The organism is Dolichospermum sp. DET69, from assembly GCA_017355425.1.
Lineage (GTDB): Bacteria > Cyanobacteriota > Cyanobacteriia > Cyanobacteriales > Nostocaceae > Dolichospermum.
Genome location: CP070233.1, coordinates 5,160,944 through 5,179,377 on the forward strand (window position 1 = coordinate 5,160,944; position 18,434 = coordinate 5,179,377).

Genomic DNA, 18,434 nt, shown 5'->3' on the forward strand with positions numbered 1-18,434 from the left:
TAGTAGCCCAGCATGAGTATTGTTGATTCCCTACCAGAAGAACCAGAGAAGGATTCATCTTCTGAATCTCTTTCCCAACCTCGATTACAGTACCAACCTCTCAAAGTTGAGAGTACCTTGAGGATGGTGGAAACGGCTTTTTTAGCCAGTACAGCAAGTTTAATTTGGTTTATTAATTTTTATTTTCCTTTGGGTCCAGTATTACGGGTGTTTTTTCCTATTCCTATTGCTTTGGTTTATTTACGTTGGGGTAAACGGGCAGCTTGGATGGCAGCCCTGACTTCTGGGTTGTTGTTGTCTGTGTTGATGGGTCCGGTTCGCAGTTTGTTATTTGTCATGCCTTTTGGCTTGATGGGTGTGCTATTGGGGGCGACTTGGTATCGTCGTGTTCCCTGGATTGTTTCGATGACTTTAGGGACGTTGTTGGGGACGTTGGGGGTATTTTTTAGACTGTGGTTTCTGTCTGTGTTATCCGGGGAAGATTTATGGGTTTATGTGATTAATCAGGTAACAGAAATTATTGAATGGATTTTTTTAAAGTTGGAATTGTTAATGACTCCCAATTTATTATTAATTCAATTAGGAGCGATCGCTCTCATTCTTTTTAATAATTTTATTTACTTGTTTATAGTTCATCTGACTGCTTGGTTACTTTTGGATCGCTTAGGAAATTCTATTCCCCGTCCACCTCATTGGGTGCAAGTTTTGATGGATTATGAATAAGTCTGAACTATGATTTTTTTGATTAAGTAGGTGAACAAAATAAAAACAAGGGATATTGCGTTTTGTAAAATGGCTGAAACTCAATCAGAATCTCGCATTGGGACAACTTTATATATCGTTACATACCCTTAAATTTTTCTGTTCACCTACTTAATTTGATTTAGATGATAGTCTGAACTATGATTTTTGTGATTAACTTGATTTAGATGATAGTCTGAACTATAATTTTTGTGATTAATTTGATTTAGATGATTCATCATACGAATCATAAAAATCATACAAATCACAGTTCGGAATGATTATTGTCTGAACTATGATTTTTGTGATTAATTTGATTTAGATGATTCATCATACGAATCATAAAAATCATACAAATCACAGTTCGGAATGATTATTGTCTGAACTATGATTTTTGTGATTAATTTGATTTAGATGATTCATCATACAAATCATAAAAATCATACAAATCACAGTTCAGAATGATTATTGTCTGAACTATGATTTCTGTGATTAATTTGATTTAGATGATTCATCATACGAATCATAAAAATCATACAAATCACAGTTCGGAATGATTATTGTCTGAACTATGATTTTTGTGATTAATTTGATTTAGATGATTCATCATACAAATCATAAAAATCATACAAATCACAGTTCAGAATGATTATTGTCTGAACTATGATTTCTGTGATTAATTTGATTTAGATGATTCATCATACGAATCATAAAAATCATACAAATCACAGTTCGGAATGATTATTGTCTGAACTATGATTTCTGTGATTAATTTGATTTAGATGATTCATCATACGAATCATAAAAATCATACAAATCACAGTTCGGAATGATTATTGTCTGAACTATGATTTTTGTGATTAACTTGATTTAGATGATTCATCATACGAATCATAAAAATCATACAAATCACAGTTCGGAATGATTATTGTCTGAACTATGATTTCTGTGATTAATTTGATTTAGATGATTCATCATACGAATCATAAAAATCATACAAATCACAGTTCGGAATGATTATTGTCTGAACTATGATTTCTGTGATTAATTTGATTTAGATGATTCATCATACGAATCATAAAAATCATACAAATCACAGTTCAGAATGATTATTGTCTGAACTATGATTTCTGTGATTAATTTGATTTAGATGATTCATCATACGAATCATAAAAATCATACAAATCACAGTTCAGAATGATTATTGTCTGAACTATGATTTTTGTGATTAATTTGATTTAGATGATTCATCATACGAATCATAAAAATCATACAAATCATACAAATCACAGTTCGGAATGATTATTGTCTGAACTATGATTTCTGTGATTAATTTGATTTAGATGATTCATCATACGAATCATAAAAATCATACAAATCACAGTTCAGAATGATTATTGTCTGAACTATGATTTTTGTGATTAATTTGATTTAGATGATTCATCATACAAATCATAAAAATCATACAAATCACAGTTCGGAATGATTATTGTCTGAACTATGATTTTTGTGATTAACTTGATTTAGATGATTCATCATACGAATCATAAAAATCATACAAATCACAGTTCGGAATGATTATTGTCTGAACTATGATTTTTGTGATTAATTTGATTTAGATGATTCATCATACAAATCATAAAAATCATACAAATCACAGTTCGGAATGATTATTGTCTGAACTATGATTTTTGTGATTAACTTGATTTAGATGATTCATCATACGAATCATAAAAATCATACAAATCACAGTTCGGAATGATTATTGTCTGAACTATGATTTCTGTGATTAATTTGATTTAGATGATTCATCATACGAATCATAAAAATCATACAAATCACAGTTCGGAATGATTATTGTCTGAACTATGATTTCTGTGATTAATTTGATTTAGATGATTCATCATACGAATCATAAAAATCATACAAATCACAGTTCGGAATGATTATTGTCTGAACTATGATTTCTGTGATTAATTTGATTTAGATGATTCATCATACGAATCATAAAAATCATACAAATCACAGTTCAGAATGATTATTGTCTGAACTATGATTTCTGTGATTAATTTGATTTAGATGATTCATCATACGAATCATAAAAATCATAAAAATCACAGTTCGGAATGATTATTGTCTGAACTATGATTTCTGTGATTAATTTGATTTAGATGATTCATCATACGAATCATAAAAATCATACAAATCACAGTTCAGAATGATTATTGTCTGAACTATGATTTTTGTGATTAATTTGATTTAGATGATTCATCATACGAATCATAAAAATCATAAAAATCACAGTTCGGAATGATTATTGTCTGAACTATGATTTTTGTGATTAATTTGATTTAGATGATTCATCATACAAATCATAAAAATCATACAAATCACAGTTCAGAATGATTATTGTCTGAACTATGATTTCTGTGATTAATTTGATTTAGATGATTCATCATACGAATCATAAAAATCATACAAATCACAGTTCGGAATGATTATTGTCTGAACTATGATTTTTGTGATTAATTTGATTTAGATGATTCATCATACGAATCATACAAATCATACAAATCATACAAATCACAGTTCGGAATGATTATTGTCTGAACTATGATTTCTGTGATTAATTTGATTTAGATGATTCATCATACGAATCATAAAAATCATACAAATCACAGTTCGGAATGATTATTGTCTGAACTATGATTTTTGTGATTAACTTGATTTAGATGATTCATCATACGAATCATAAAAATCATACAAATCACAGTTCGGAATGATTATTGTCTGAACTATGATTTTTGTGATTAACTTGATTTAGATGATTCATCATACGAATCATAAAAATCATACAAATCACAGTTCGGAATGATTATTGTCTGAACTATGATTTTTGTGATTAACTTGATTTAGATGATTCATCATACGAATCATAAAAATCATACAAATCACAGTTCAGAATGATTATTGTCTGAACTATGATTTCTGTGATTAATTTGATTTAGATGATTCATCATACGAATCATACAAATCATAAAAATCATACAAATCACAGTTCGGAATGATTATTGTCTGAACTATGATTTTTGTGATTAACTTGATTTAGATGATTCATCATACGAATCATAAAAATCATACAAATCACAGTTCGGAATGATTATTGTCTGAACTATGATTTTTGTGATTAACTTGATTTAGATGATTCATCATACGAATCATAAAAATCATACAAATCACAGTTCGGAATGATTATTGTCTGAACTATGATTTTTGTGATTAACTTGATTTAGATGATTCATCATACGAATCATAAAAATCATACAAATCACAGTTCAGAATGATTATTGTCTGAACTATGATTTTTGTGATTAATTTGATTTAGATGATTCATCATACGAATCATAAAAATCATACAAATCACAGTTCAGAATGATTATTGTCTGAACTATGATTTTTGTGATTAATTTGATTTAGATGATTCATCATACGAATCATAAAAATCATACAAATCACAGTTCGGAATGATTATTGTCTGAACTATGATTTCTGTGATTAATTTGATTTAGATGATTCATCATACGAATCATAAAAATCATACAAATCACAGTTCAGAATGATTATTGTCTGAACTATGATTTCTGTGATTAATTTGATTTAGATGATTCATCATACGAATCATAAAAATCATACAAATCACAGTTCAGAATGATTATTGTCTGAACTATGATTTCTGTGATTAATTTGATTTAGATGATTCATCATACGAATCATAAAAATCATACAAATCACAGTTCAGAATGATTATTGTCTGAACTATGATTTTTGTGATTAATTTGATTTAGATGATTCATCATACAAATCATACAAATCATACAAATCACAGTTCAGAATGATTATTGTCTGAACTATGATTTTTGTGATTAATTTGATTTAGATGATTCATCATACAAATCATACAAATCATACAAATCATACAAATCATACAAATCATACAAATCATACAAATCATACAAATCATACAAATCATACAAATCACAGTTCAGAATGATTAATATTTACACACAAGTTCCCCAAGGGGAAGTATGGCTCAATCGTTATCGGGGTAAATTACCGCTATTTGCTTGTGTTTTAGGATTTACAGAAACTGGTCTAATTCCTGGTATTTCTGCGGCTGGGTTGACTCCAGATGATCGTCAATATACGGCTTGTGCTGATGCGGAATTTCTCTATTACGGTGGTGAACATCAACCCAAGTACCCTCTGCCACCTTTGACTTCGGGGGCTTCTCCTGTGCTGATTTCGCGGGCAGTGGTGGCTAATTTAAATATCCCTGTTTACTTGTTTAATGCGGGATTACCACATACTCCACCTGTACCATTAATTGATTTGGGTGGTGCGCCGGCTAGGTGTTTAAGTCAAGGTGCGGCTATGGATATAGATATTGTTAAACATTTACTGGCACAAGGTTTACTTTGGGGTTCTCAATTAAGTTCTCAATTGAGTTCTCATGGGTATTTAATTCTCAGCGAGTGCGTTGTTGGTGGCACAACAACCGCTTTGGCAGTTTTAACTGGTTTGGGGATTGATGCTGTCGGTAAAGTTAACAGTAGCCATCCTGTCTGTAATCATGGGCAAAAATGGGATTTAGTGCAAGCTGGATTGGCAAAAATGCCCCATTCCGGTGATCCTTTAGCACTGGTGGCAGCGGTAGGTGATCCTATGCAGGTGGTAGTAGCCGGAATGGCGATCGCTGGTAGTCGGAGTTGTGGGGTATTATTGGGTGGAGGTACACAAATGTTAGCAGTTTATGCTTTAATTCAAGCGATCGCCCACAAGTATTCTTTATTTTGGCAACCCAGAGAAATTGTCATCGGTACAACCCGTTGGGTAGCAGAAGATCCTACAGGTGCAACAGTTGATTTAGCCCAGAGTTTAAACAAAGATAGTATTCCTCCCTTGTTAGCTACACAATTAAGTTTTGCTAATTCTCGATACCCCCAACTTCAAGCTTATGAACGGGGTTTTGTCAAAGAAGGTATTGGTGCGGGTGCAGCTTGTATCGCTGCTTCTTTAACTCAAAATTGGCAACAAAATCAACTATTAGCAGCTATTGAAGCCCAACTTGAGCAACTTAGCACCAATCAATCAACTTAATAAATTTGACTAGAAAGTGAGCTACGCTTAAAAATATCTGACCCTCTATCCTTATTCCCCATCTTATGGACTAACGCCATGATTACCAACCTTATCCCACAACTGGATGATAGCATTGAAGAACAACGCATCATCATCAATAATGTGACTTGGCAACAATATGAAACCCTCAGAGCTACCCTAGATAATATTCCAGGGTTACGCATGACTTACCTAGAAGGCACTTTAGAACTAATGAATCCATCTAAAAAACACGAATTAGACAAAAAAACAATTGCGCGTTTAGTCGAAATCTACGTCTTAGAGATGGATATTGATTTAACAGGCTATGGTTCTACCACATTTCGCAAACAAATCAAAGCCAGAGGATTAGAACCAGATGAATGTTACTGTTTTGGACAAATCAAAGAAGTTCCCGATATTGCCATAGAAGTTGTTTTATCTAGTGGAGGAATTGATAAATTATCTGTTTATCAAGGTTTAGCAATTCCCGAAGTTTGGTTTTGGCAAAATAATCAATTTGCTGTATATCATTTACGTCAGGAAGGCTATGAATTAATTAACCGCAGTGAATTTCTCCCTGAATTAGATTTAACTATTTTAGCTCAATATGTCCAATTGCCCCATCAAACTCAAGCTGTAAAAGCCTATCGAGATAGTTTACGGTAAAAATGATTGAGGATAGCTATATTCACCCACTGTAAAATCCATGGACCGACGATCTTTTTTATTGGGTACAAGTACCTTAGCACTTGCTCAAGTCATCACAGGATGCGGAACAAACCAGCAACCGCTCTTAAATGTACAATTATTAAAAGACTCTATACCTGGTCAGGTAGTTAATCAGTTTCGGAAAACTGTAACTGAAGGGGGAAAATTAAAATTTACCCCAATTAATCAACTTCAGGATCTATTTAAATTATTACAAACTTGGCAACATCCACAAATCAATAATCAGCAAGGATTGACTCGTTATATCCCATTTAGTCAAAATCAAAAATCACCGACCGCCAATTTAGTCACATTGGGAGATTATTGGTTACAAGCAGCCATTAATCAAAAACTAATTCAACCATTGGAAACAGCAAATATCAAAAATTTAGCTAACTTAAATGAAAAATGGCAACAAATAGTTAAGCGTGATGCCCAAGGTAATATTTGGGCTGTTCCTTATAGTTGGGGGAATACAGTAATTATTTATAATCAAGAAAAGTTTCAACAGTTGGGTTGGAAACCACCAACAGATTGGAGTGATTTATGGCGGAGTGAATTGCAAAATCGGATTTCTTTACTGAATCATCCTCGAGAAGTAATTGGTTTGGTTCTGAAGAAATTAGGAAAATCTTATAATACAGAAAATCTTCATCAAATCTCTTCTTTAAAATCAGAATTAAAAACATTAAATCAACAAGTAAAATTTTATGACTCTAAAAACTATTTAGAACCATTAATTACTGGAGATACTTGGTTAGCAGTTGGTTGGTCTGGTGACATTATCCCAGTAATCAGTCGTTATCAAAAATTTGCCGCAGTTGTTCCCCAATCAGGAACAGCAATTTGGGCTAATTTATGGGTAAGTCCCACAGGTGTTAGTAATAATAATTTAGCATATCAATGGCTAGACTTTTGTTTACAACCCAAGACATCTAAACAAATTGCCTTACTAACTAAAAGCAATTCTCCTATTGACAATACTATGGTCGCAGGGGATATTGATCAGCGGTTACAGAACTTATTATTGACTGATTCAGAAATTTTTGCCAAAAGTGAATTTTTACTTCCCTTATCTTCAGCAGCTATGAAAGAGTACGAAGATTTATTTATCAAGATGAAAAAATCATGATTTTATAAGGAATAACTAAAACTAACTTTGCTTTGACTATTCATCTGAAGCCGACAGGAAGAAGGGCTTTGAGGGAAATTACAGGTGTAAGTTGCTAAAGGTTCTTTTTCGTAATTAAAAATTCGGATATTGTAACCAGATTGACTGGCTAGGCTACCTAAACGATTCACAAAAACATACTTTTGTACATAGTCTAATAAACCAGGCGCAGAGACGCGAAGAGTATTTTGAGTATTTTTGTGTTTGGGACTGAAGCCAAAACGATTAAAAAAGCCAGAAGAACAACCTGATTTTTCTGGTATTTTTTTATTATCCCAAACAAAAGTATTTAATTAGGAAATATTAGTTTTAAGGACTTCGTAATCCTTAAATTCCTTTAAAAATTGATGTGGATTAACTATTTGTATTTGTTGGTAATTTTTTAAAGGTAATAGGTGTTCTCTGTCTAAACTTATGATGTAATCAGCTTTACTTTCTAAAGCTGCGGCCAATATCATATTGTCTTTTATATCTATATCATCTAATTTGTAGCAAGTGTAATCACCCGATATGATAATTATATTTGATTTTATGCCACTAAAAAAATTCCGAACATAATTTTCGGTGAAACCATGTTTTAGTCTAGTAGCAACATCTTGAATTTCTAAAAATATTTGAGGGCTTAAAATAGCCAAAAAATTGCCCTCGCGTAAGTTATCTATAACTTTTACGGGGGCGCTTGTTGTACTTCTTGATTTAAAAGATGCTAAATAAACAGAGGTATCAATTACAGCCCTAACCTTGGTTTCCATTGGAAGTAGAATATTTTACGGTTTTTATCGCTATCTAACCTCCTGTCAGAATGAAAGAACTTAATACGTTTTATTCTGAACACTAAAGGAAAGACAAAATTTCTTTTGCTTCCTTAATTCTACTAATTTCCAAAGGTTTTGACCGTAATTCTCTCACTTCATCTGTTATATCCGCAGATTCTACTGTGTCAATAATTACATCTTGATAATGTTTAAGAGCTTCTGTCAACGCATTTAAGCCTTTTTGAAGAGTCAGGTTTACAAATTGCTGTTTTTCTTTGATAGTTGACTCTATTGAAGTTAATTGTTTTGTCAATTCTTCAATGTTACTTAATTCATTTTCCAGATTCTCTGATGACACAGTGTTGGTATAATAATCCCAGTCAGTTTCAATTTGATTTGCTCTTTCTTGGAACTTTTGGCTAATTTGCAGAAATAAATTTCCGAAATCAAGATATATTTTTGTTGCGTGAGCTTGGGGTTTGCAGTCTATCTGCTTTGGTAAATCTGCGATTAATTGAGAAACGTCGCGCTCTAGTGTCAGCATTTTTTTATGCTCTTAGCTTGACAATGGGATATAAAGATGTTGTTTGTATTTTACCCCACTTTACCCAACTTACCCAACCTTTTGATTTAAAATATTTAGAATTGATTATCAAGAATTATTCCCTGTTCTCAACAAGAGTGCTAGGCTTGACGGTATTCGGGGCAATGGCACGATAAAATTCTATAACGATAAATTGCAATAAAGGTCTAAATGGCAGAAACACTATTTTTCAACGCCCTGCGGGAAGCTATTGACGAAGAAATGGCACGCGATTCCAGCGTATTCATTATGGGTGAGGACGTAGGACACTACGGCGGTTCTTATAAGGTTACTAAAGATCTACACAAAAAATATGGTGATCTGCGAGTTTTAGATACCCCCATTGCTGAAAATAGCTTTACAGGGATGGCTGTAGGGGCAGCTATGACGGGATTAAGACCAATCATTGAAGGGATGAATATGGGCTTTCTGCTCCTGGCCTTCAACCAAATTTCTAATAATGCGGGTATGTTACGCTACACTTCCGGTGGTAACTTTACAATCCCTATGGTGATTCGTGGTCCTGGGGGTGTGGGTAGACAATTAGGTGCGGAACATTCCCAACGTCTAGAAGCTTATTTTCAAGCTGTTCCTGGTTTAAAAATTGTGGCTTGTTCCACACCTTATAACGCTAAAGGATTGCTCAAAGCAGCTATCCGCGATCATAACCCAGTGTTATTTTTTGAACACGTTTTACTTTATAACTTAAAAGAAGACCTACCAGAAACAGAATATGTCCTCCCGTTAGATAAGGCTGAGGTTGTCCGTCAAGGTAAAGATGTAACAATTCTCACTTATTCGCGGATGCGGTATCATGTCCTGCAAGCTGTGAAATCTTTGGAAAAAGAAGGTTATGATCCAGAAGTTATTGACTTAATTTCCTTAAAACCTCTTGATTTTGAGACTATTGGCGCATCAATTCGGAAAACCCACCGGGTGATTGTTGTCGAAGAGTGCATGAGAACTGGGGGTATTGGTGCAGAATTAGTCGCATCTATTAATGACCGCTTATTTGATGAATTAGATGCACCTGTTCTGCGGCTTTCTTCTCAAGATATTCCTACACCTTACAACGGTAATCTTGAGCGCTTAACTATTATCCAACCAGAACAAATCGTGGAAGCGGTTCAAAAAATGGTGGCTTTGCGAGTTTAGAAAATTGTCAGTAGTCAGTTGTTCGTTGTCAGTTGCTATGAACCACTGACAAATGACCACTGACAACTGACCAAACTTCTCTCACAACTGGCAAAAAGAACGTTATTATAACCTTTGTCAGTTGTGAGTGATGGTATGCAAAAACAGCGATCGCTATTAGCATTAATTATAGTATTGGTAATCGCCGCTATTACGGTGATTGTGACAATTCCTGTCCCCTTGGGATTAGACTTACGGGGGGGTTCACAGCTCACCATTCAGGTGAAACCAACGGCGGAAATTCCGCAAATCACCGAAAGAGAATTGGAAGCTGTAAAAAAAGTAGTCGAAGGGCGGATTAATGGTCTTGGTGTTTCCGAACCATTAATTCAAACTATAGGTACAGATAAGATTTCCGTGCAATTACCTGGTGTCAATGACCCAGAACAAGCTGAACGGGTATTAGGCGGTACAGCGCAGTTAGAGTTCCGGATCCAAAAACCGAATACAGAAACTCAACTTTTTGCTTTTCAGGTGACACGGAACGACCTAAAAACCAAGCGGGAAGAGTTGAAAAAGACGAAAGATCAAACTGCAATTGATAAAAATAAGGAAGAGTTACAAAAAAGTAATCAAGCAGTTGCTGAATTGTTTGAAAGTACCAACCCACCCCTAACGGGTAAATATCTCAAGGATGCCTACGGTGAACCCAATCAAGGGACAAACTGGAATGTGGCTATCCGTTTTGATCCAAAGGGTGGTGAACTCTTTGCTGGACTGACAAAAGACCTGGCTGGTACGGGTCGGAGTATTGGTATTTTCCTAGATAATGAAATGATCAGTTCACCCACCGTCGGGGTAGAACACGCTGCTACTGGGATTACTGGTGGTGCTGCTATCATTACAGGTAATTTTAAAGCCCAAGAAGCCAATGATTTAGGAGTACAGTTACGCGGGGGTGCATTACCTGTTCCTGTGGAAATTGTCGAAAGAAGAACAGTAGGAGCTACTTTAGGGAAAGATAGTATTCAAAGAAGCGTATATGCTGGTATTGGTGGTCTGACCTTAGTATTAATATTCATGGTGTTGTACTATCGCCTACCAGGAATGATAGCAAATGTGTCACTATTGATTTACTCACTACTGACTTGGGCAGCATTTTGTTTACTAAGTGTCACCCTCACCTTACCAGGAATTGCTGGTTTTATTCTCAGTATTGGTATGGCTGTTGATGCTAACGTCTTGATTTTTGAACGCACTAGAGAAGAATTACAAGCAGGTAAATCTTTGTATCGTTCTGTAGAATCTGGTTTTTACCGAGCCTTTTCTAGTATTTTAGATAGTAACGTAACTACCTGGATTGCTTGTGCTGCATTATTTTGGTTAGGTTCAGGGTTAGTAAAAGGCTTTGCCCTTACATTAGCTTTAGGCGTAGGGGTGAGTATGTTCACCGCAATTACTTGTAGTCGCACTTTGATGTTTTTAGTTATTTCTATTCCCTCTTTGCGGAAAACAGAATTTTATGCTCCTAATGTGCCAACAGCGAATAAGACAGGAGTGGCACAATGAGATTAGATATTAACAAAGCCAGGGGTACTTGGTGGACTATTTCCGCTACTATTATTCTGGTCGGTATCATCTCTATGGTGATATCTTCATTGAATCCCAATATCAAAGCACCTCTGCGTCCCAGCTTAGACTTTATTGGGGGAACAAGGTTGCAACTTGTCCGAGACTGTGGCAAACCTGGTAACTGTGACCAACCAATAGATATCAATGTTGTGCGAGAAGTGGCTAAATCCCAGGGACTGGGAGATAGTAGCATTCAGTTAATTTCTGAAAATGGCCAAGAAAATGGCATCACTATTCGCAGCAAAAAACTCGAAGCCGAACAAAAATCAAATTTGCAAAATGCGTTAAGTGAAAAAATTGGGGCTTTTGACCCGAAAAAAAATCTAGATGACTCTGTTGGTGCGACATTAGGAAAAGAGTTATTTACTTCTGGGGTCTTAGCTTTAATAGTTTCCTTTGTCGGGATTACTGTTTACATGGCTTTCCGGTTTCAATTGGATTATGCCTTGTTAGCTATTGTGGCGTTGTTTCACGATATTCTGATTACAACTGGGGTTTTCTCAATTTTAGGCTTAGTTTTTGGTGTTGAAGTAGATAGCCTTTTTATTGTAGCTTTGCTGACTATTACAGGGTTTTCAGTTAATGATACTGTCGTAATTTATGACCGGATTCGGGAAACTATTAAACTTCATCCCGAACAACCAATTGCTCAGGTTGTTGATGATGCCGTTAACCAAACTTTATCTAGGTCAATCAACACAACTTTAACAGTTCTATTGACATTATCTGCTATTTTCTTTTTTGGTGGAGAAACTCTCCATTATTTCTCTCTAGCCTTAATTGTGGGCTTTGTAATGGGGGCTTATTCTAGTATTTTCATCGCTAGTACACTCCTAATTTGGTGGAGAGAACGGAGTGAAAATTATCCAGTTGAAACCCCTATAAGTTCCCCAGAAATTTAAATTTATGAATGGGTGATTGGTGATTGGTAATTATTAATTACTACCCAATTCCCAGAATTTAAAAAAGTTGAAAATCCAAGAAAGATTTTTGAATTTGGAATTAATTTCTTATCTATGGATAACCCTGAAGAATCACAAATTGAGCCAGAAGCATTAGTATTAGATCCTCTTTTTGCTGAACAAATACAAAAACTACATAGACTGACAGTATATGGCAGATGGTTATTTTCTCTCTGTTTATGGTTAATAATTGCCCCTTTGTGCTTGTGGGATTTACGAGTTGAAATTTCTTTACTGCAACAATATTTTACTTGGGTAGGATTACGATATGCACTAATTTTTCATCCTCTATCCACTCTTGGTTTAAGTTTATGTATTGCCATGACAACTTCTGTTTTAGTCTGGCAAAGTCGCAATATTCTTTGGGGATTACCATTAGAAGAACAGGAAAATTTAAAAAAGCAAGTTTATCGAATTCGTCAACAAGGATCTTCTCACCCTCTATGGAAGTGGGTATGCGAAAATAATCTACCAAAATAATCAATTACCGTGATTAATGACTATAGTAGGGAACAGGGAACAGGGAATAGAGTTAAAAGTCTTTTTCTGTATGGTTTTTTAGGAAAATTTTGTATCTCATTCAACTGCATACCGCTATATAATTAATCACTATTAAAAATAATTAAAATATGATAACTTTATGTTGAAAGCAGAAGCACAATGGCTGGGAAAAATGATTTATTCCCTAGATGAAAATACCGTATTTCCTTTGTTAAACCTTGGTAGTTCTAGTGAGAAATTTCGAGAACAGGAGCAACCCTGGATACATGAATTTCTATTTAAACCTGCTAAAATTAATGGTAATTTAGTGATTCATGCTGATTTAAAACAGGATACTGGTATTAACTTAATAGGAGATTTAAATGATCCAGTCTTTTTAAAGAGTATTTCTGAATTAAATATTAAATCGGTTATTTGTTCTAATTTACTAGAACATCTTCTTAATAAAGAAGAAATTTGTCAAAATATTAGTTCTATTATTCCTGTCAATGGTTATTTATTTCTCACAGTTCCTTATCAATTTCCTTTACATTTAGATCCCATTGATACTTTGTTTCGTCCTAATATTGAGCAATTGTGTGAGCTTTTCCCTGAGTTGGAAATAGTCAATGCAGAAATTATTGCTGGGGGAAAATTATATAAATGCACATCTATTCCACCTGTTTTATATGTAATGCTGATGATGATAAGATTACTGTTACCCATGTATCAACCACTACAATGGCTAAATTCGTTACGCTATAGTTTATGGTTATTTAGAAATATTTCTGTTACTTGTGTGGTTTTGAAAAAAACTGAGAAACCCAACCCCCAAACTCCCTCCCCACCAAGAATGCCAGGGTAATCTACTCTTAGGGATAACTAATTATGACTGCATAAAATGCTTTGGAATTAGCTAAACAAGGTGATACTCAAACTATTACTACCGTAATGAGCGATCGCTAACGAAGGAGAGATAGGGTTTTATTGCGTGATGGTATTCGTACTGTTAGGTTTGATGCTAGTGAGTGCTGTAATCGTCCTATGGATGTTGTTACAGAGTTTTTAAATTTGTTTTAATCGCCAGGATTTTATGCTTTTAAACAACTATATAAAATCTCTTTCCATCTTGGTATATCAATTTCCCAAACCACAGTTATATTTGGTTGTTTGTCAAGAACACCTAATTGATCAACCACTGTCATCCCACGAGTTAAATCACTTATTGTTTCTACATCCACAAAATATTTTCCTTGACGGGTAACAATGGCTGGATCAAGAGCAACTGCCATTGCTACTGGATCTGCTAGTGTTAATCCCATAGCTCCTTGCAGATTGATAGAAGCTTCAATAGCAACTCGATTGCTATTCACTGCTAAAAGTGACTTCTGTGTTCCGAAAGCCGCAATCATATCAATTTCAGTTGAGGTTAACGCAGCAGCATATCGGCTAAGTTCCCAACCAACCATTTCCATCGGCATTCCGCTATGAAAAACTACCTTTGCTGCTTCTGGATCTACCCAAATATTGTACTCGGCAGCAGGTGTAACATTGCCCACCGTATTGGCAGCCCCACCCATGACTACACAGCGATGAACGAGAGAAGCTATTTCAGGAGCGCGACTTAATGCGATAGCGATATTTGTCAGAGGTCCTAAAGTGACGAGGGTAATTTCACCAGGATAAGTTTTTAGTAAATCTATGATTGCATCAGTTGCATCTGACAGTTGAGGTTTGAGATGTGAATCAGGATAATACATATTTCCCATGCCATCTTTGCCATGAAACCATTCAGCATAATTACTTTCTCTGAGAATTGGTTTTTTGCATCCAACATACACAGGTGTATTGGCTTTACAAGTTTCTAAAGTGTGAAGTGCATTTTTCAACCCCTGTTCAACAGGCACATTTCCATTAACAATTGTGATGCCAACAACTTCCACATCTGTCCACGAATGAGCCATCATAATTGCCACCGCATCATCAGAAGCAGTATCTGTATCAATTAGTAGTTTACGCATAAAAAATGTAACTTTCCTTATAGTTAAGAAGACAATCAATTTATCGAATATACCAAGTTAGTGGCACAGAGTAGAGCTACAGTAAGTAGAAAGCGATAGCGAACGCATTGCGTCCCGGAGGGAACTAGCGCGACCTAGGAATCGCTTCCCCCTTCGTAGACATTGCCCCTACCAATATTTCCCCCAATAAAATTATCAATTACTACCCCAAACAAATATAATAAGGTCAAAATATGGAATTTCTTTTTGTTTACGTCACTTGTAAAGTTGGAACGCAGCGCGTAACATATTAGAAAAAGGATTGAGTACGGCGGGTCACGTCGGAACTAACGCCTCGGGAGAGACTGATCAATACTTGAGTGGGGAAACTCCTTCAAGCAAATCAACTCGTGGAAAGAGGAAGCCCAAAGAGTGATCTTTGGAATCCCCACCTTCAACGAAGTAAGGTGGGGAGGATGTCAATTGCAGAATTAACAGCTAAAGTAAAATCAGTACACTCTTATCAAGTACCTTGTGTGGTGGCTTTACCAATTGAGGCAGGAAATGAGGATTATCTGAATTGGCTAATGGCAGAAACCAAGGCTACAGATATCACCAAATAGTTGCAAATTTTACGTTACCCCATTATTGAGGGAAACTAGAGAGCGATTCCTACGGAGCGCTTCGCTATCGCTACCCTAATGAACAAAGCCTTAGAACCTAAAGGAATTGCAGTACAAGTAAACATCACAGGTGAAAGTATAATAGTAATCGGGGAAGGACTTGTATAGTTTAAAGTGACAGTTCCAGGACATGAAACCTTATTAGGTAGTCTTCTATCTAATACTTCCAATGCTTTTCCTAGTTATCCTGAACCTGAATTAAAGCGTATTTGAAACTCTATTTTAATAACATCAAGCTGACAGGTAATAAACATGACTCCGGTAACTCATCGTTTTATTAAAACCAACAACATTGAGATGCACATTGCCGAACAAGGGCAGGGTAAACTAGTCATCTTATGTCATGGTTTTCCCGAAAGTTGGTACTCTTGGCGACATCAGTTATCTGCATTAGCTGAAGCAGGATTTCATGTGGTAGCACCAGATCAACGCGGCTATGGGCAGACAGACAGACCAGCAGCCATTGAAGATTACAATATTTTTGAGTTGGTGGGTGATATCGTTGGTCTAGTTAATGCTTTAGGTGAAGAACAAGCATTTATCGTTGGACATGATTGGGGTGCAGTTGTGGCCTGGTATTGTGCCTTGCTCCGTCCAGATATTTTCCGTTCTCTCACCCTGCTTAGTGTGCCTTATCAACCCCGTACCTGGGATAATATAAGACCGACAGAAGCGATGAAACTGATGGCAGGTGAGCAAGAATTTTATCAACTAAACTTTCAAGAACCAGGTAAAGCAGAAGCAGAACTAGAATCAGATGTGCGGACAAATATACTTTCAATGCTTTACTCTGCATCAGGAGATCCACCACCTGCTAAACGTTGGCGTTTTCTCTACAACAAGTCAGAAAAATTAACAAATAGGTCTTTACCAGATCAACTTCCTACTTGGTTAACAGAGCAGGATATTGACTTTTTCACCTCTGAGTTTGAACGAACTGGTTTCCGGGGAGGACTGAATTGGTATCGCAATATAGATAGAAATTGGGAACTAACACATTTTCTCAGTGGGGCAAAGATTTACCAACCAGTACTGTTTGTGGCAGGAGAAGTAGATGCAGTAATTACGATGTACCATGAAGCATTTGATAACTTAGAACACAATGTACCTAATTTAAAGCAGAAGGTATTGCTACCGGGGGTTGGTCACTGGATTCAACAAGAACGCTCAATTGAAGTTAACAAACTGCTGATTCAGTTTTTGACAGATCAAATGGGTAATTAGAAAATAATTGTAACTTTTCTCTTTTAGAAAATTATTATAGCGATTCCTATGATCGCTGAAGGCATTGCTTTAATAATTTTCAGCATTGACGGAAATAGGCGATAGCGAAGCGCTCCGTAGGAATCGCTTTACTTTGAATAGTAGGAACGATTTGCGTTCAATTGGTCAAAACTGTTGAATTGCGTAGCATTGTGGATAGATAGGTATACTTGTAAAAAGTCGCTAAATCTTCCAAAAAAATGATTTTATCTGGCAATTTCTATACTAAAAGCTATTTAACTTATTATTAATGTTACTAAATATACTTTTAAGTATTGGTTTCTATGCAATACTCTATACCTAAATCAAAGTTTTAACCATATTCTGTCATCTTACAAACTAAGGTTTTGTAATACTTGTTTCTGATGGTACATTCGCTAGATTTACTAAAATAACGAGGTACAAAAATGACTGGCAGTAAAAGAATTAAAATTCGCAAATTAGATTCAATAACAGTGGGAATGGTTTCATTCTACTCTCTAGCTAATAGTAATCAAACTACATTGGTTCATATTTCTAGTAATTTTATAGATGATATGTTTGTCCATAGGCATCAAACAGATCAACTATTAGTAGTGAAGGGACAAATTTTAATAACTAGTCTACACAACCGTGAATATCAATATACATTTTTAAGTGAAAAAGAACCAACAATTATTACAATTCCTCCAGGAGTATTACATGGTGCAATTAATTTGAGTGAAGAACCCTGTATAGTCGTTAATGCTATTTTACACGACGGACAAACCCATGAGAAAGATTATCGTCCAATCAAGCCTCCTTTACCTTATGATATAGATTGGGCGCAAAAATTATTTAGAGATTATGCTTCTACAAATCGAGAGATATAGGAATATTGTTGTGCAAAAGTTGTAGATTTTGGCCCCATTTCCTTGTTCATCAATTTCGATATAAGCCTGTACTTCCATATTAAAATATTCTTCATCCCAATTCGACATTTCATAAATATGCCAAGTTCCAGTAAATTCCATGATTTGATGCTCCAGAAAATAAATTAAATAAAAAAGCCAATCAAGAATTATATTACATCACTTTTTACTAAAAATCTCCTCTAGGGTTAGGGGTTTACCCGCAAGTTCAGAAGCTAAATCTCTGAGTTTAAACAAACTTTCAAAATGTCCTTCCTAAGAGGGTGTTTGAT

Annotated in this window: 14 protein-coding genes and 1 pseudogene; 12 read left to right on the plus strand and 3 right to left on the minus strand. The window is 35.2% G+C overall.

The window, feature by feature from the left end; all coding sequences use genetic code 11:
• Positions 1-12: 12 nt before the first annotated feature.
• The 4 genes from EZY12_23745 to EZY12_23760 all read left to right on the plus strand — a co-directional run bounded on the left by EZY12_23745 (position 13) and on the right by EZY12_23760 (position 7,741).
• Entirely contained in the window at positions 13-723 is a 711-nt protein-coding gene (locus EZY12_23745) for a DUF2232 domain-containing protein (protein ID QSX67645.1), read from the plus strand.
• A gap of 4,065 nt (positions 724-4,788) precedes the next feature.
• On the plus strand, positions 4,789-5,898 hold the full coding sequence (locus EZY12_23750; protein QSX67646.1) for a TIGR00303 family protein: 1,110 nt from the start codon (positions 4,789-4,791) through the stop codon (positions 5,896-5,898).
• Positions 5,899-5,976: 78 nt separating this feature from the next.
• Entirely contained in the window at positions 5,977-6,567 is a 591-nt protein-coding gene (locus tag EZY12_23755) for a Uma2 family endonuclease (protein ID QSX67647.1), read from the plus strand.
• A gap of 40 nt (positions 6,568-6,607) precedes the next feature.
• A complete protein-coding gene (locus EZY12_23760; GenBank protein QSX67648.1) occupies positions 6,608-7,741 on the plus strand; it encodes an extracellular solute-binding protein in 1,134 nt (377 codons plus the stop codon).
• A gap of 332 nt (positions 7,742-8,073) precedes the next feature.
• Here the strand turns inward: EZY12_23760 and EZY12_23765 are convergent, their stop codons facing one another.
• On the minus strand, positions 8,074-8,532 hold the full coding sequence (locus tag EZY12_23765; GenBank protein ID QSX67649.1) for a putative toxin-antitoxin system toxin component, PIN family: 459 nt from the start codon (positions 8,530-8,532) through the stop codon (positions 8,074-8,076).
• 82 nt (positions 8,533-8,614) lie between these two features.
• Positions 8,615-9,079: a hypothetical protein gene (locus tag EZY12_23770; GenBank protein ID QSX67650.1), complete on the minus strand. Its 465-nt coding sequence runs from the start codon at positions 9,077-9,079 to the stop codon at positions 8,615-8,617.
• A 210-nt stretch (positions 9,080-9,289) separates the two neighbouring features.
• On the opposite strand from EZY12_23770, the gene EZY12_23775 reads away from it, so the two are divergent.
• The 5 genes from EZY12_23775 (at position 9,290) to EZY12_23795 (ending at position 14,191) form a co-directional block, all read left to right on the plus strand.
• Positions 9,290-10,273 carry an alpha-ketoacid dehydrogenase subunit beta gene (locus tag EZY12_23775; GenBank protein ID QSX67651.1) on the plus strand — a complete coding sequence of 328 codons (984 nt, stop codon included), beginning with the start codon at positions 9,290-9,292 and terminating at the stop codon, positions 10,271-10,273.
• A gap of 135 nt (positions 10,274-10,408) precedes the next feature.
• Complete coding sequence (secD, locus tag EZY12_23780) at positions 10,409-11,821, plus strand: protein translocase subunit SecD (GenBank protein QSX70810.1); 1,413 nt, start codon at positions 10,409-10,411, stop codon at positions 11,819-11,821.
• Positions 11,818-12,786, plus strand: a complete 969-nt coding sequence (secF, locus tag EZY12_23785) for a protein translocase subunit SecF (protein ID QSX67652.1) — start codon at positions 11,818-11,820, stop codon at positions 12,784-12,786. Before secD ends, secF begins: the two co-directional genes overlap by 4 nt.
• A gap of 114 nt (positions 12,787-12,900) precedes the next feature.
• Positions 12,901-13,326 carry a hypothetical protein gene (locus EZY12_23790; protein QSX67653.1) on the plus strand — a complete coding sequence of 142 codons (426 nt, stop codon included), beginning with the start codon at positions 12,901-12,903 and terminating at the stop codon, positions 13,324-13,326.
• Between the two features lie 160 nt (positions 13,327-13,486).
• Positions 13,487-14,191, plus strand: coding sequence for a methyltransferase type 11 (locus EZY12_23795; protein ID QSX67654.1), 705 nt, complete (start codon positions 13,487-13,489; stop codon positions 14,189-14,191).
• 226 nt (positions 14,192-14,417) lie between these two features.
• Here EZY12_23795 and EZY12_23800 read toward each other — a convergent pair whose 3' ends face one another.
• A complete protein-coding gene (locus EZY12_23800) occupies positions 14,418-15,347 on the minus strand; it encodes a nucleoside hydrolase (protein QSX67655.1) in 930 nt (309 codons plus the stop codon).
• Between the two features lie 464 nt (positions 15,348-15,811).
• Between EZY12_23800 and cutA the strand changes: the two are divergent.
• The 3 genes and pseudogenes from cutA to EZY12_23815 all read left to right on the plus strand — a co-directional run bounded on the left by cutA (position 15,812) and on the right by EZY12_23815 (position 18,123).
• A pseudogene (gene cutA, locus EZY12_23805) lies at positions 15,812-15,949 on the plus strand (divalent cation tolerance protein CutA).
• 312 nt (positions 15,950-16,261) lie between these two features.
• The gene (locus EZY12_23810) at positions 16,262-17,233 is read left to right on the plus strand and encodes an alpha/beta hydrolase (protein QSX67656.1); all 972 of its coding nucleotides are present in this window, start codon (positions 16,262-16,264) and stop codon (positions 17,231-17,233) included.
• A gap of 446 nt (positions 17,234-17,679) precedes the next feature.
• Positions 17,680-18,123 (plus strand): cupin, encoded by a 444-nt coding sequence (locus EZY12_23815; protein ID QSX67657.1) that lies wholly within the window; start codon positions 17,680-17,682, stop codon positions 18,121-18,123.
• Positions 18,124-18,434: the final 311 nt, after the last annotated feature.

What these genes read in the sequence shown, in the direction of transcription:
- EZY12_23770 (QSX67650.1), bottom strand. Translation starts at nt 9,079, where the DNA reads ATGCTGACACTAGAGCGCGACGTTTCTCAATTAATCGCAGATTTACCA.
- secD (QSX70810.1), top strand. Translation starts at nt 10,409, where the DNA reads ATGCAAAAACAGCGATCGCTATTAGCATTAATTATAGTATTGGTAATC.
- EZY12_23815 (QSX67657.1), top strand. Translation starts at nt 17,680, where the DNA reads ATGACTGGCAGTAAAAGAATTAAAATTCGCAAATTAGATTCAATAACA.
- EZY12_23795 (QSX67654.1), top strand. Translation starts at nt 13,487, where the DNA reads ATGTTGAAAGCAGAAGCACAATGGCTGGGAAAAATGATTTATTCCCTA.
- EZY12_23760 (QSX67648.1), top strand. Translation starts at nt 6,608, where the DNA reads ATGGACCGACGATCTTTTTTATTGGGTACAAGTACCTTAGCACTTGCT.
- EZY12_23800 (QSX67655.1), bottom strand. Translation starts at nt 15,347, where the DNA reads ATGCGTAAACTACTAATTGATACAGATACTGCTTCTGATGATGCGGTG.
- EZY12_23745 (QSX67645.1), top strand. Translation starts at nt 13, where the DNA reads ATGAGTATTGTTGATTCCCTACCAGAAGAACCAGAGAAGGATTCATCT.
- EZY12_23755 (QSX67647.1), top strand. Translation starts at nt 5,977, where the DNA reads ATGATTACCAACCTTATCCCACAACTGGATGATAGCATTGAAGAACAA.
- EZY12_23765 (QSX67649.1), bottom strand. Translation starts at nt 8,532, where the DNA reads ATGGAAACCAAGGTTAGGGCTGTAATTGATACCTCTGTTTATTTAGCA.
- EZY12_23750 (QSX67646.1), top strand. Translation starts at nt 4,789, where the DNA reads ATGATTAATATTTACACACAAGTTCCCCAAGGGGAAGTATGGCTCAAT.
- secF (QSX67652.1), top strand. Translation starts at nt 11,818, where the DNA reads ATGAGATTAGATATTAACAAAGCCAGGGGTACTTGGTGGACTATTTCC.
- EZY12_23790 (QSX67653.1), top strand. Translation starts at nt 12,901, where the DNA reads ATGGATAACCCTGAAGAATCACAAATTGAGCCAGAAGCATTAGTATTA.
- EZY12_23810 (QSX67656.1), top strand. Translation starts at nt 16,262, where the DNA reads ATGACTCCGGTAACTCATCGTTTTATTAAAACCAACAACATTGAGATG.
- EZY12_23775 (QSX67651.1), top strand. Translation starts at nt 9,290, where the DNA reads ATGGCAGAAACACTATTTTTCAACGCCCTGCGGGAAGCTATTGACGAA.